The sequence below is a fragment of the Virgibacillus salinus genome, assembly GCF_900102415.1.
In the GTDB taxonomy this organism is placed as follows: Bacteria; Bacillota; Bacilli; order Bacillales; family Amphibacillaceae; genus Lentibacillus; species Lentibacillus subterraneus.
In genome coordinates this window covers 462,669-476,116 of the sequence record NZ_FNKD01000001.1, presented here as the reverse complement: position 1 = coordinate 476,116, position 13,448 = coordinate 462,669, and the positions used below count along the sequence as shown (strand labels likewise).

Sequence of the window (13,448 nt, the reverse complement as noted above, 5' to 3'; positions counted from 1 at the left end):
TTTTATTTATGCATTTTCGGATCAAACGCATCGCGAAGTCCGTCACCAATCAAGTTGAAGGCAATCATGATTACTGAAATCAAGATTGCGGGATAAAATACCATGTAAGGATAAAGTCTAAAGACATCAAATCCTGAATTAATTAATGCACCAAGCGACGCTTCAGGTGGTACAATACCAAGCCCAATGAAGCTTAGAAATGCTTCGAAGAATATCGCATTCGGAATGGTGAACATTGTATTAATAATAATTATCCCAGCAACATTTGGTAATAAATGTTTCCTAATAGTATTTCCACCTGATTGGCCCAGTGTCCTTGCGGCAAGCACAAATTCTTCGTTTTTCAACTTCAGAATTTCACCCCTTACAATACGTGCCATACCTATCCATCCGGTCATCGTAAGGGCTATGATAATAGAAACTATGCCTGGCTGCAGTACAATTATCATCAGTAGTATAACAACAAGGTTAGGAATACCGATGAGAATTTCAATTATACGTTGCATGAAACTATCAATTCTTCCGCCGTAGTATCCGGAGATACCGCCATAGGCTACACCAATCACCAGATCAATCAATGCAGCAACTGAAGCAATAATAAGAGAAACTCTTGTCCCCAGCCACATCCTTGTCCATTGATCACGTCCGAGTGTATCGGTTCCTAACCAGTAATATTGATCCATCATTTCCTGCGCTTCATAAATATGATAAGTAGCCTCTACTTCTGCTGAGTCCTTTGAGCCGTCTCCTTCAGCCAGTACTTTAATATCAATAAAATCTTCTTTGTTATCATAACGCATAACGGCATTTTTGGTTGCTTCTTCTACCGTATCGCCGTCGAATTCACTAGTTAATGTACCGTTTAAACCTAGCCAGGAAATGTTTTCAAGAACAGGTACTCGCGGTGGCATTTTTGCCCTTGATAGATCCTGACCATCCATCTTATGTTCGTTGAAATACGGTCCTATAATACTCAAGAGAATGACAATAACCAGCAGAATCATACTAATAACAGCAAATTTATTCTTGAAAAAGGTTCTTCTTGCATCCTGCATAAATGATCTCGGGGGACCAGAAATCTTTTCACTTGTATCTTCTTTCCGTTCGAGGGGAACTAAAAGTTCTTTAGGTACGTCTTTATGCTCGTTTTCTTGTGTCATTTAACTTTCCCCTCCCGTCAGTCGGATTCTTGGATCGATTAGTACATATAGAAGGTCGATCACCAGAATTATTGCCACAAATAAGAACGCAAAGAATAGTGTTAGACCCATAATGGTTGGATAATCAACTACCATAACAGATGTAACGAACTGTTCACCTATTCCTGGAACCGCAAAAATCTGTTCAATAACCAAGGTTCCTGTCATTAAACCGACGGCCATAGGACCTACTACTGTTACCAGTGGAATTAGAGCATTTCTTAAACCATGTTTAAAAATAATTCCAAACTCAGTTACACCTTTAGCTCTTGCTGTAGTAATAAAATCAGAGCCAAGTACTTCAAGCATTTCTGTCCTTGTAAAACGAGCTGATATTGCCATCGGAAAGATTAATAATGCAATTGTAGGCAATATGGTATGTTCATATGTCCCCCATAATGCAACAGGGAACATCTCAAACTTCACGGCGAGATACCATTGTAGTAACCCTGCAAATATAAAGGAAGGAATAGAAGTACCCAATACAGCAATAATGGTTGAGGTATAATCAAGTACACCATTATGTGAAATGGCTGCCACCAGCCCGAATAATATACCTAGTACTGTCCCAAATACGAGGGCTTGTGCACCGAGTACCATGGAGGGACCGATACGAGCCATAATGATATCCGTTACCGGGGTATTGTCAAACTGGAAGGAAATACCTAAGTCACCTTGTACAAGACCAGCTATGTATTTCACGTATTGAACAGGAATGGGATCGTTCAATCCGTATTTTTCTAATACAATTGTCTGTTGTGCTTCACTTAGTTTGTTTTCAACTGATAGTGGACTTCCTGGAAGCATTTTCATAAGAAAAAACGAGACGCTGGCAATAATGAACAATGTAATTGCCATATAAAAAACACGCTTTAATATATAACGAAGCATTTCTGCACCTCCTGAATTTCTGTTTAATCGTGCTGATATTAAAATATTCAATATTATATGACTTTTTAGCGAAAAGGGCAAAAGAGAGCATATGCCATAAGGTCATATACTCTCTTCCCTTTCAAATTATAGCATATTTTATTAAAATAATTTTTATTCTTCTGCTCCTACGCTTGCCCATTTATATTCGTAAGTAGGGCCAAACGCATTAACGTAAACATCTTGAACACTTGGACGTACTAGCTGAGCAGATGCACTCTGATAGATAGGTGCTACAGCTGCTTGTTCAGCTAGAATTTTTTCTGCTTCAAGGAAGTTTGCGTAACGAGCTTCAGGATCTTGTGCTAACGTTGTCGCAGTTTCTTCTAGCAATGAATCATATTTTTCGTTTGAGAATCCCATTTTGTTGTTTCCACCATCAGTAAGCCATAAGTTTAAGAAGGTATATGGATCAAGATAGTCTGGTCCCCAACCAGCGAACTGAATTTGGTAATCCATGTTTGTATCCAAATCAAGACGCTGTTCAAATGGAACTTGCTTCAATTCTACAGTTAATCCTGGAAGATTTGTTTGAAGCTGATTAGCAAGATATTCGTTCATTGTTTTCGCTGTCTCACTATCACCTGCTAAGAATTCTAATGTTACAGAATCTTTACCAATTTCTTCAAGGCCTTTTTCCCAAAGTGATTTTGCTTCCTCGACATCATGTGTTACAAGATCACCATTTGCCTCACGGAAGTCTTCGCCACTTGGAGTCTGTACGAAGTCTTTAGGAACAAATCCTGTTGATACAAGTGAACCATTGTTAAGAATTTCGTTAACTAATGCTTCTTTGTCAAATGCTTTACTAATTGCTTTACGAATGTTAACATTTGCAAGCGCATCGCTTCCAGTTTGGTTAAGTTTCAAATAGAATAATGCTGTTTCAGGTACTACACGATAGTCGTCATGTGTAGAATATTGATCTACAAGGTCAGAAGATAAACCAGCACGGTCGATTTCACCGGATTCATAAAGGTCTACCGCTGTTTGTGGATCTTTTACAACTTCATAAGTCATTTTTTCAAGTTTTACTGTTTCAGCATCCCAGTAGTCCGCATTTTTGTTAAGCTCCCAAGAACTGCTTGTGCTTTCCCAGTTATCTAATGTATATGGTCCGTTGAAAACAAGTGTGTCTGTGCTTGTAGCATACTTGTCACCTTGCTCTTCAACAAATTTCTTATTTAACGGATAATATGTTGCAAATGTAGTTAATGACTCAAAGTAAGGTACTGGGTTTTCCAGTGTAACTTCAAATGTGTAATCATCTACTGCTTTTACACCTAATTCTTTAACAGGTACATCACCTGAGTTAACAGCTGTTGCGTTTTTAATAACGCCACCCATCATGTATGGACCATACTCTGATCCGGTATCAGGGTTTACTGCACGCTGCCAAGAATAAACGAAGTCATGTGCCGTTACAGGGTCACCATTTGACCATTTAGCGTCTTCGCGAAGCGTGAATGTCCAAGTAGTACCATCTTCACTAACTTCATGATCTGTGGCAATACCAGGTACAACTTCTCCATCTTTCAAGCGATAAAGCCCATCCATTGTAGCACCTAGGAACTGAATACCAAATTCATCAGTAACCATAGAAGCGTCCATTGATGGAATAGTGTCACCATTAATGAAGTTCATTACCTGTTCAGGCTCTGAAGTTTCCTCTTCACCTGTTTCTTCTCCGCTGCCTTCTTCTGTGCTAGTGTCATCTCCGCCTTCTGACGAAGTATCGCCACCGTCATCTCCACCGGAACAAGCTCCGAGGAAGAGACCTAGCATTAAAGCTAGTGCTAAAAACCATACTTTTTTCAACTTCATGTTGAAAATTACCCCCTTGATAATATTAATTTTTCTGACTTTTTAGCAGATTCTATCTACTAAATAGAATTATACAATTTTTCTTACAAGTTTGTAAAGACTTTTTTAAGAAAATTAAAATTCCATACGCTCTATCGGTTGTCTGTCGGTCATTACCAGCATTTTATTATTTTACAACTTTATTACAATTCAACTTAAATGAACTATGATATACTCAATATTATTGTAATTTTGAAGGTGGAATAGATAAATGTACAGGAAAAATTGGTTCATTCTGATTCTCAATATAAGTATTATTTTTATTATGGTATATTTGCGGGCACCAGTCTTTTCATTGGTTCACTTTATAAACATGACATTTTATTTTTCACTGATTTATATTGTCATATTTTTAGCAATGTACACAATGAAGGGCGGGTTCTATGATGGGGTTACATTCGGCTTCAGAAGGTTTCACAGTGTAATGTCAAAGCAAAGTGATTATCTTGAAGAATGGAAAGAAAAGCCACTTCCTTCATCAAAAGTTAGTCAGCGTTTCTATAAGTTTGCACGTTTTCAAAGTATCGCATTACTTACCCTGCTGGTCGCTTTAGTGCTTTTCTATTATGGTTATCAATAATCTATTATGAATTTAAAAAGATAAGGATTGCCTCATAGTGGACAATCCTTATCTTAAAATTACTTTTAAACCCAAATTTCTAGTTAAATAAACCTTCAAAAAAGTTTCCAATTAAGTTAGCGAACTTTTTAAAAAAATTCTCTACTTTGTTCCAAAACCCTTCATCATTTACAAGTTCTTGAACTTTAGAAGCAATATTATCAAGCTGATTCTTTACTTCATCGAAGTTAATATTTAAATCCTTCATTTTATTAAACAGATCGATTAGCATTTGACGATCTTCTTCACTTAATGAAATTCCCAATTTATCAAGCTGCTCCTGAACGATTTTCTCAACATCTTCTTTTGTAGCTGGGTTTTGATCAGCTATTGCTTTTTTAATTTCAGTGAGCAATTCACTTACTTTTTCCTGACTTAACCCATCCTTGGCAAGATCTGTTGCAACACCAAGTTCTTCGTCAGCTAATTGCATTCTTTCCTTATCAAGGGGTTGTCCTTCAGCATCATAGGCCTTATAAATTCCTGTTAATGCAGAGTGTCCGCTAACTTTTACAGGTGAAGCTACGTCAACTGTTGCATCCTCTACTCCAGCCGTCAAGAGTGCGTTTGCATACATTTCATTTGTTACTTGTGTAATGTTTTCTGGTGTTACAATATTAATTGATAGACCCTCACCTTTTTCTTGCCGGGTGATTTTCGCTGATGAAAACATTCTTGAATTTGGATCTCCATCAATGTAATTGGCGATATCCTCACCTGTTACTGTATATTCTTTCACCGCTTCAGGATCATTAACATCCAGTAGGTCACTTACTTTGTTTTTTTGCTCATCTGACAAGGTATCTCCGTAGACAACTATTGGAACACCTAACTTTTCATTTATACCTCCATTATTAGCAGCCTGAACCGGTGCTGCGAGACTAGTAATCAATCCAACTATCAACACAAAAACAGCAGCCAACTTCAAATAATTATTCATCATTACAGTTACTCCTTTATTAATCAGTTTTTTTTATTCTATGCTTGTCTAATACTATTAGTAATTACGATACATTATAACGTTTTATGATGACCATGAATACATTTTTCCCTATTTGTTTAACAATCTAACATTTTGTTAATAAAATATGAGCATTTAATTTCCAAATTAGTTCATGTTACTATATATTTAGTGTACCGAAATAAATTTGAAAGAAGGGATTTGTTATTTCAGAGCAAAATCCTAATATAAAACGAAATTTAATTATTATGTGGTTCGCCAACTTTTTCATTGCCGGAAGTATTACCATGGTACTTCCATTTATTTCATTATATATAGAAGAATTCGGTAATTTCACTGATTCTTATGTGCAGACTTGGTCAGGATGGATATTCGGAATCACCTTTGTCACTGCCTTTATTTTCTCACCAATCTGGGGCCGTATCGGTGATAAGTACGGCAGGAAAAAGATTCTAATAATTTCTGCTGCAGGTCTTGGTTTATCAGTACTTCTAATGGGTTTTGCCTCCTCAGTATGGGAGCTTTTTTTATTGCGCTTATTTATGGGGATATTTACTGGATTTATTCCAATGTCCCAGGCTATGATTTCAACACAGACACCGAGGAGAATTGCTGGTCAGGTGCTAGGGACTTTGCAAACCGGCAGTATAACTGGAGCGTTAATGGGGCCATTACTCGGTGGTGTTCTTGCTGATGCTTTTGGATACGCGTCCACATTTAAGTGGATTTCGATTACAATATTTCTCTCTGGTATTATTGTATTATTTGGTGTAAGAGAGATTTTAATACAGTTTTCAGATGATAATCAGGAGCAAGTTTCCTATTCTACTAAAGAAGTGCTCATGCATATCATACGCAACCCGGTATTACTCGTCGTCATGCTCATTTCCACATTGGTTCAAATTGCACATTTTAGCATTCAACCAATTCTGTCCTTATATGTAGCTGAGATACACGGTCCAGCCAGCATAGCGTTCTATTCTGGAATGGCATTCTCAGCGGCTGGACTTGGAAATTTGTTAATGGCTAAGCGCTGGGGCAGATTAGGTGACCGTATAGGCTATACAAAAATAATGATTTTCTTATTATTCATGGCCGGTATTGTCTATTTGCCCGGGGCATTCGTTACCAATATTTGGCAATTAGTCGTACTAAGATTTTTATTAGGAATTTCTATCGGTGGATTGGTTCCGGTTCGAGTCGCATATATACGTCAGGAAGCACCATTATCTATGCAAGGTGAAGTGCTCGGGTATAATACCAGCTTACGGTTTTTAGGAAATATCATCGGGCCTGCACTGGGAGGTATGCTCGCAGGGTTCTTCGGCTTCTCCGCAGTTTTTTTCGTAACTAGTGGATTGCTCTTAATAGGCGGGGTTATAATGCTCGGGGCATGGTATAAGCACGAATACGAGGGAAAGCGAACGCACTCACTTTCCTCTTCGTAGCAGATTTCCGCGGAGCTTTGAAGACTAAGTAATAAATGCTGAAATCCAACAAACAAAATTCCCCACAATAATATATTGATTTGTTATACTGGATATGCTACAACTAGTAGAGTCAATAAATTATTCAGACATTAGAAAGAAAGTGATAGCAATGGGAATTGTCGTTGTTGAGGTTTGTGACGGAAATGCGATCACTACTTTAGATATAGAAGATATCATCGAAAAGGAATTTCCAGAGGTAGCCGTGCTTATGAATGAATGTTTGTCATTTTGCGGGCTATGTCGGGTTAAGCCATATGCACTAGTAAACAACAAACGCGTTTTCGGTAACACACCTGAAGAATGTTTAGATAAAATAAGATCAGCCATAAAAGAAGAACTAGCTGTTTATCAATAACAGCTAGTTCTTTTCTTTTTGTCTCTAATTAGTAAGAATTGTTGGTGTTTAACGCCGCAGTGGAAATATACTCGCTTTCCGCGGGCAAGCCGCAAGCCTCCTCAGCCCGTTACCTTGCTCCGGGGTCTTTCGTAGCTTATTAAGACGAACAGGACGTTCTAGTGTCTGCGTTGGTCACATTTAGCCGACGCCCGCAGGAGTATCACATAGTTCCACAGCTGATGTGTATTCACATTCCCTACAACAACTGCCTTCTCTTTATTAAGGGAAATTATATATTCTTGTTATTAATTAACATTTTTACTACAGCGTCGAAACGTCCTATTTGAAGAGTACACTTTTTGTTATTTCCCGGGAAATTTTTTGTCGGAAACTGCCATTTACAGGCTAGCTTTGAATATTTCTACTGAATCCTGCCGAGATAATTTTTTAAAGTTACCAAACTCGGGACGTGCAATAACAGTCTTATCGGCCATCTCTTCAACTGTGTTTTGATCGATGTCGTAATCCGCTAATGTAGCCGGTGCTCCAATATCATTCCAGAATTCGCGTAGTTTATTAATTCCCTCAAGCGCAACATCACGATCACTTAGCCCTTCTGCTTCAACATTAAACACACGAACTGCAAGTTGCTTAAAGCGATCTGTGTTCGTATCATCTAATACATGCTTCATCCAGTTTGGAAAAATAATTGCGAGTCCACCACCATGAGGAATATCATGTACGGCTGATACAGCATGCTCTAGATTATGTGTTGCCCAATCACCACGATACCCCATATTCAACATTCCATTTAATGCTAAGGTCCCACTTAACATCATAGTTTCTCGATACTCATAGTTTTCCAGGTCATCCAATAATTTTGGTGCTGTTTCAATAACTGTACGCAGTATCGACTCACAAAAACGATCCTGTACCAGAGTATTTCCTGCTTGGTGAAAATAATGTTCTAACACATGTGACATTATATCAACAATGCCATATACTGTTTGGTCACGCGGAACGGAAAATGTATTGCTTGGATCAAGAATGGAAAACTTAGGGAAAGTTGATGGTGTTCCCCAGCCATGTTTTTCATGTGTTTCCCAATTGGTAATAACCGAACCTGCATTCATTTCAGATCCTGTTGCAGCAATAGTCAGGACTGTACCAAATGGAAGCGCATCGTTTACCTGCTCTTTTTTCGTGACAATATCCCAAATATCAATATCCGTTTTAGCGCCTGTTACAATTGCTTTTGTCGCATCAATCGTACTGCCTCCACCAACTGCAAGCACAAATTCAACATCTTCATTTTTGCAAATTTCAATGCCTTTCCGAACTGTTGAAACACGCGGATTAGGTTCTACCCCTGAAAGTTCAACTACCTCGGCATTTATTTTACTTAATTGATTCACGACTTCTTCATATACGCCATTTCTCTTTATACTCCCACCACCATATACAAGCAGCACTTTTTTACCGTAAGCTGCAACTTCATTAGGCAATGCTTCCAGTTGACCTTTTCCAAAAATTAATTTAACCGGGTTATAGAATGTAAAATTATCCAATTGATATTCCTCCTGCTGTTATTTTGTATATACGATTACGTCCATTTCTACAAGAACGTCTTTCGGTAACCTGCTAACTTCAACTGTTGCCCGAGCTGGATACGGTTCGGTTAAAAAGCCACCATAAATCTCATTTACAGTTGCAAAATCATCCATCGAATTAAGATAGATTGTAAATTTAACCACCTGGGAAAAGTTCGCTCCAGCTTCAGTCAGTATCGCCTGCAGATTTGCCAGCACTTGTTCTGTTTGCTTTTCTATTCCATCAACTACCTCGCTATTTGCAGGATCAATTCCGATCTGCCCTGAGACATAAATAAAATCCCCAGCCTGAATCGCCTGTGAATATGGTCCAATTGCAGCCGGTGCATACACAGTATGTATTGCTTTTACCATGTTAATTCCTCCTTATAATTTAATTTTATCATTTCCATATTCAGTCTTACTACTCTTTTGCAAGTTCGTCCTTATATTCCATTACATCACGAACATAATATATATCACCATAGCAGGCATTATATTGCTTTGCTTCTTCTCGTAAACATGTATATATCGACTTATTTGATGAGGTATTATACATTTTTTGAGAGAAATTTATAGCTGCTTCTTGGGTATACGTTCCCGAATTATCGTTGATGTAATCGATAAATCCTTTACCAAAATTATACGACTGAATTGCTAGTTTCAAGTCACCATTTGCTTGTTTGATAGTTTGGGAAAAGTAATAGACTCCTTGTTTAATAGATAGTTCTGGTTCATCTATGCATCCTCTCTCTCCGCAGTAACTTTCAGATGACTGCATCGGGTCATTCCCCCGACCACCGGATTCCTGCATCATCATTGCAAGCATCACATCCACATATTTTGTTACACCGTACTGTTTTGCATACTTTTCAACAGTCGGCTTATATTCCCATACCTGCTCACTTATCAACGGGCGTGAAACTTCAAACTGATGACTATCTGGCCGTTCAAGCGCTAGAAAGGACACTATGATAAATACACCAGTCAAGACAACTGCTATTACCACTGTTTGTTTAATTGCTGTTTTTGTTTTTCTTTTCATAAAATCCCTCTGTCATTCTTTTGTTAGTTTCATAGAATAAGCTTCTAGTGCTTTTTGGCGAACAATTCTTTCTCTCGCCATTTTCCGAATCGATAATACATATAAGCAAATAGGCTGCTCACCAAAAAGCTTGATCCCATACCAATCGCTATGCCAGTTTCGCCAAGCCAGTTGGAGAAAAGAGCGGTTAACGGAAAACGAAGCACCCACAATGAAATAACATTGAGCACTAGCACCTGATACATTGCTCCCGACGCCCTAACAATTCCATTTAATATAAAATTAATCCCGAGGAACGGATAGCATAATGCGATAATCTGCAGATACCTTGTTCCGAATGATATCGCTGCTTCATCTTGCAGAAATAGCAGTATACCGTATTCCGCAAAAAATACGACTAGAATTCCTACGATAAGCATAACAGAAAAATTGTAGAGGACACCAAACCTTGCTATGCTTTTCACACGTGACCAATTCTGAACACCTATATTTTGACCAGCCATACTGCTAACAGCTGTTCCAAGCGCATGTGCCGGTAGCATCAAAATACTATCCAAACGCTGCGCAGCACCAAAGCCAGCGACTACATCTTCCCCGTATATCGTTACAACACTCATTATTGCAGCTACTCCTGCAGAAATAACAGCCATTTGCAACCCTGATGGAATGCCGAGATTTAAAATTAGGCCAACTTCCTTTTTTGACGGAATTGATGGCATGGAGAATGGGGCCAGTTTACGGTACAAAACATGGATAACTCCATAAAGAAATGCACTTCCCTGTGCCACAATAGTTGCATATGCCGCCCCATCAATGCCCAAATTGAAGCCAGCGATGAACAGTGGATCTAGTACAATATTTAGTGCTACTGCCAGCATTACGAACCGAAGCGGTGTTTTACTATCACCGAGTGCACGAAGAACGGTGCTAATAAAGTTATATCCAAACAAGAACAATATCCCAAGGAAATTCACTTGCAAATATGTCTTCGCATCATTCATCATGCCTTCTGGTGTACCCAATAACTGCAGAAGCTGTTCAGCCATAAGATAACCAACAGTTCCTAATAAAACTGAAAGCAATACCAAAATCACGACGAATGCATTGAGATAGCGTTCTAACCCCGTATCATCTTTTTTACCTTTTTGCTGTGACAGAATTGTCAACGCAGCATTATTTAACCCAATAACAAATGATAACACCGTAAAAATAATTGTACTCGAAACAGCAACAGATCCGAGCGCATTTGAACCAAGCAAATTACCTACCCATAAACTGTCAGCAAACTGGTAGGATGTTTGCAGCAAATTGGTCAGCATAATCGGCCCTGAAAATATGATCAACTGCTTTAATATATTGCCTTGTGTGAAATCATGCTGTTTCTTCATAACCGTCAGCCTTTCTTACTTCAACCTATTATTGAGATTTTAACTTAATTCCGGGATCTTCAACCTAATATCGAGAACTTCAACTTGATTCCGAATTCGTCAAACCTAAACCCAATAATCTTAACCTGCCATTTTCATATTCCATTCATTTTACCACGGATCAATAAACTCCTCCTTTGCGAAACTTATTTATAAAGTTTTTCTAATAATTAAAATAATGTGATATTATTAAAGTATGCTTGTATAATTTATAAAAAGGAGATGTTTCGTATGATGCAAGTCCCATTAACAGTAGGACCCATGCTTGAACATGCAGAAAAGTTTTTCTCAAAAAAACAAGTCATCTCGCAAACGCATGATAAGCTTCACCGGCTTACATATGCCGATATCGGAGAAAGAACAAGGCGCTTAATGAGTGTTCTCGATGGTCTAGGAATACAAAAAGGTGATCGGGTCGGCACATTAGCCTGGAATCATCACCGGCACTTGGAGATTTATTTTGCCGCACCAGGTATGGGGGCAGTGTTGCACACCATTAATATCCGATTATCCCCCGAGCACATTATTTACATTATAAATCATGCGGAAGATAAGATTTTATTTATTGACGAAGACGTTTTACCCCTCATCGAAGCCGTACAGGATAAGCTTCAAACGGTTGAAGCATTTGTCGTTATGACTGACAAGTCCGAACTCCCAGAATCTACTTTAAAACCACTTTATTCGTATGAAGAATTACTGCATACAGGAGATCCTACACATGAATTTTCAAAAACAATCGATGAAAATGATCCAGCCGGAATGTGCTATACATCCGCTACAACAGGTAAACCTAAAGGTGTTGTCTACTCGCATCGCGGGATAGTCCTGCACAGTTATGCTCTTGGATTAGCTGATTCAGCTGCAGTTTCAGAATCTGATGTGTCAATGGCTGTTGTACCACAATTTCACGTTAATGCCTGGGGGACACCATTTGCATGTACCTGGTTTGGATCAACACAAGTCATGCCAGGCCCACGTTTTACACCAAAACGACTTGCCGAATTCATAGAAAAATTCAATGTTACCATTACTGCCGGGGTTCCAACGATATGGTTGGGATTACTGCGAGAACTGGAACAAGGCAATTATGACACATCAAGCTTGCGTGCAGTACTTTGCGGTGGATCCGCTGCACCAAAGGGACTTATCCAAGCATTCGAGCAAAAGTACAAAATTCCTTTTATTCATGCCTATGGTGCAACTGAAACAACACCACTCGTAACTCTTTCCAGGCTAAAGAGCTACCAGGAGAAAGAGTTAGGTGAAGAGGATAAATTAGATCAACGCGCCAAACAGGGTGCACTTATACCTGGTCTTGATATGAAAATCATGGGTAATAATGGCGAAGTAGCCTGGGATGGTGAACAGATGGGTGAGTTACTCCTTCGCGGACCATGGATAGCCGACGAATACTATAAGGACGAAAGAAGTGAAAATGCGTTTGTTGATGGCTGGTTCCATACTGGTGATGTTGTAACAGTAGACGAAGAAGGTACACTTAAAATTGTCGACCGCACGAAGGACCTGATTAAGAGTGGTGGAGAATGGATTTCTTCCGTTGATCTGGAGAACGCCCTTATGGCGCACGATGCTGTTTTCGAGGCTAGTGTTATAGCAATTCCAGACGCTGAATGGCAGGAGCGACCAATCGCATGTGTTGTTTTACACGAAGGTTTTGCTGACAAAGTCGGCAAGGATGATATGCTTGAATTCATTCGGCCGCAATTCGCAAAGTTCTGGCTACCAGATGATGTACTATTCTTCGATGAAATCCCTAAAACATCAGTGGGTAAATTCCTGAAGCGCCAGCTACGTGAACAGGTAAAAGAACATTATAATATGCAAAAATAATAAGGTATTGAGGAAATCGGCTATTACGCCGATTTCTTTTATTATTGTCGAGAAATGTTCTCCTATAAGGAGTTATCAACCCGAATTGCTGGGTATCGATCCGAATTATGATTTATCAACTTTAATTGCCGGAT

The 13,448-nt window shown here is 38.8% G+C and carries 12 protein-coding genes; 4 read left to right on the top strand and 8 right to left on the bottom strand.

The features are described from left to right. Window positions 1–2: 2 nt before the first annotated feature. The 3 genes from opp3C to BLS02_RS02400 all read right to left on the bottom strand — a co-directional run bounded on the left by opp3C (window position 3) and on the right by BLS02_RS02400 (window position 3,953). Window positions 3–1,160 carry an oligopeptide ABC transporter permease gene (opp3C, locus tag BLS02_RS02410; protein WP_092491364.1) on the bottom strand — a complete coding sequence of 386 codons (1,158 nt, stop codon included), beginning with the start codon at window positions 1,158–1,160 and terminating at the stop codon, window positions 3–5. Next, window positions 1,161–2,090, bottom strand: a complete 930-nt coding sequence (gene opp3b / locus BLS02_RS02405; RefSeq protein WP_092491363.1) for an oligopeptide ABC transporter permease — start codon at window positions 2,088–2,090, stop codon at window positions 1,161–1,163. Between the two features lie 153 nt (window positions 2,091–2,243). After that, window positions 2,244–3,953, bottom strand: a complete 1,710-nt coding sequence (locus tag BLS02_RS02400; RefSeq protein ID WP_092491362.1) for a peptide ABC transporter substrate-binding protein — start codon at window positions 3,951–3,953, stop codon at window positions 2,244–2,246. Window positions 3,954–4,203: 250 nt separating this feature from the next. Between BLS02_RS02400 and BLS02_RS02395 the strand changes: the two genes are divergently transcribed. After that, window positions 4,204–4,572: a DUF3899 domain-containing protein gene (locus BLS02_RS02395; RefSeq protein WP_092491361.1), complete on the top strand. Its 369-nt coding sequence runs from the start codon at window positions 4,204–4,206 to the stop codon at window positions 4,570–4,572. Between the two features lie 79 nt (window positions 4,573–4,651). Here the strand turns inward: BLS02_RS02395 and BLS02_RS02390 are convergent, their stop codons facing one another. Continuing rightward, entirely contained in the window at window positions 4,652–5,551 is a 900-nt protein-coding gene (locus BLS02_RS02390) for a DUF1002 domain-containing protein (RefSeq protein ID WP_092492209.1), read from the bottom strand. A gap of 269 nt (window positions 5,552–5,820) precedes the next feature. Here BLS02_RS02390 and BLS02_RS02385 point away from each other — a divergent pair, with 269 nt between their 5' ends. Continuing rightward, window positions 5,821–7,020: an MFS transporter gene (locus BLS02_RS02385; protein ID WP_092491360.1), complete on the top strand. Its 1,200-nt coding sequence runs from the start codon at window positions 5,821–5,823 to the stop codon at window positions 7,018–7,020. Between the two features lie 151 nt (window positions 7,021–7,171). Beyond that, window positions 7,172–7,417 (top strand): YuzB family protein, encoded by a 246-nt coding sequence (locus BLS02_RS02380; RefSeq protein ID WP_092491359.1) that lies wholly within the window; start codon window positions 7,172–7,174, stop codon window positions 7,415–7,417. Between the two features lie 380 nt (window positions 7,418–7,797). On the opposite strand, the gene BLS02_RS02375 is transcribed toward BLS02_RS02380, so the two are convergent. From BLS02_RS02375 to BLS02_RS02360, 4 genes are read right to left on the bottom strand one after another with little or no spacing between them, the layout of a single operon-like run. Continuing rightward, window positions 7,798–8,967, bottom strand: a complete 1,170-nt coding sequence (locus tag BLS02_RS02375; protein WP_092491358.1) for an iron-containing alcohol dehydrogenase — start codon at window positions 8,965–8,967, stop codon at window positions 7,798–7,800. 18 nt (window positions 8,968–8,985) lie between these two features. Next, window positions 8,986–9,363 carry a RidA family protein gene (locus BLS02_RS02370; protein ID WP_092491357.1) on the bottom strand — a complete coding sequence of 126 codons (378 nt, stop codon included), beginning with the start codon at window positions 9,361–9,363 and terminating at the stop codon, window positions 8,986–8,988. Window positions 9,364–9,412: 49 nt separating this feature from the next. Next, a complete protein-coding gene (locus BLS02_RS02365) occupies window positions 9,413–10,033 on the bottom strand; it encodes a lysozyme family protein (RefSeq protein WP_092491356.1) in 621 nt (206 codons plus the stop codon). Window positions 10,034–10,077: 44 nt separating this feature from the next. Continuing rightward, entirely contained in the window at window positions 10,078–11,421 is a 1,344-nt protein-coding gene (locus BLS02_RS02360; protein WP_092491355.1) for an MATE family efflux transporter, read from the bottom strand. 270 nt (window positions 11,422–11,691) lie between these two features. Between BLS02_RS02360 and BLS02_RS02355 the strand changes: the two genes are divergently transcribed. Further along, on the top strand, window positions 11,692–13,314 hold the full coding sequence (locus BLS02_RS02355; protein WP_092491354.1) for a long-chain fatty acid--CoA ligase: 1,623 nt from the start codon (window positions 11,692–11,694) through the stop codon (window positions 13,312–13,314). Window positions 13,315–13,448 lie beyond the last annotated feature (134 nt).

What these genes read in the sequence shown, in the direction of transcription:
- opp3C (WP_092491364.1), bottom strand. Translation starts at nt 1,160, where the DNA reads ATGACACAAGAAAACGAGCATAAAGACGTACCTAAAGAACTTTTAGTT.
- BLS02_RS02390 (WP_092492209.1), bottom strand. Translation starts at nt 5,551, where the DNA reads ATGAATAATTATTTGAAGTTGGCTGCTGTTTTTGTGTTGATAGTTGGA.
- BLS02_RS02380 (WP_092491359.1), top strand. Translation starts at nt 7,172, where the DNA reads ATGGGAATTGTCGTTGTTGAGGTTTGTGACGGAAATGCGATCACTACT.
- BLS02_RS02370 (WP_092491357.1), bottom strand. Translation starts at nt 9,363, where the DNA reads ATGGTAAAAGCAATACATACTGTGTATGCACCGGCTGCAATTGGACCA.
- BLS02_RS02365 (WP_092491356.1), bottom strand. Translation starts at nt 10,033, where the DNA reads ATGAAAAGAAAAACAAAAACAGCAATTAAACAAACAGTGGTAATAGCA.
- BLS02_RS02400 (WP_092491362.1), bottom strand. Translation starts at nt 3,953, where the DNA reads ATGAAGTTGAAAAAAGTATGGTTTTTAGCACTAGCTTTAATGCTAGGT.
- BLS02_RS02360 (WP_092491355.1), bottom strand. Translation starts at nt 11,421, where the DNA reads ATGAAGAAACAGCATGATTTCACACAAGGCAATATATTAAAGCAGTTG.
- BLS02_RS02355 (WP_092491354.1), top strand. Translation starts at nt 11,692, where the DNA reads ATGATGCAAGTCCCATTAACAGTAGGACCCATGCTTGAACATGCAGAA.
- BLS02_RS02395 (WP_092491361.1), top strand. Translation starts at nt 4,204, where the DNA reads ATGTACAGGAAAAATTGGTTCATTCTGATTCTCAATATAAGTATTATT.
- BLS02_RS02385 (WP_092491360.1), top strand. Translation starts at nt 5,821, where the DNA reads ATGTGGTTCGCCAACTTTTTCATTGCCGGAAGTATTACCATGGTACTT.
- opp3b (WP_092491363.1), bottom strand. Translation starts at nt 2,090, where the DNA reads ATGCTTCGTTATATATTAAAGCGTGTTTTTTATATGGCAATTACATTG.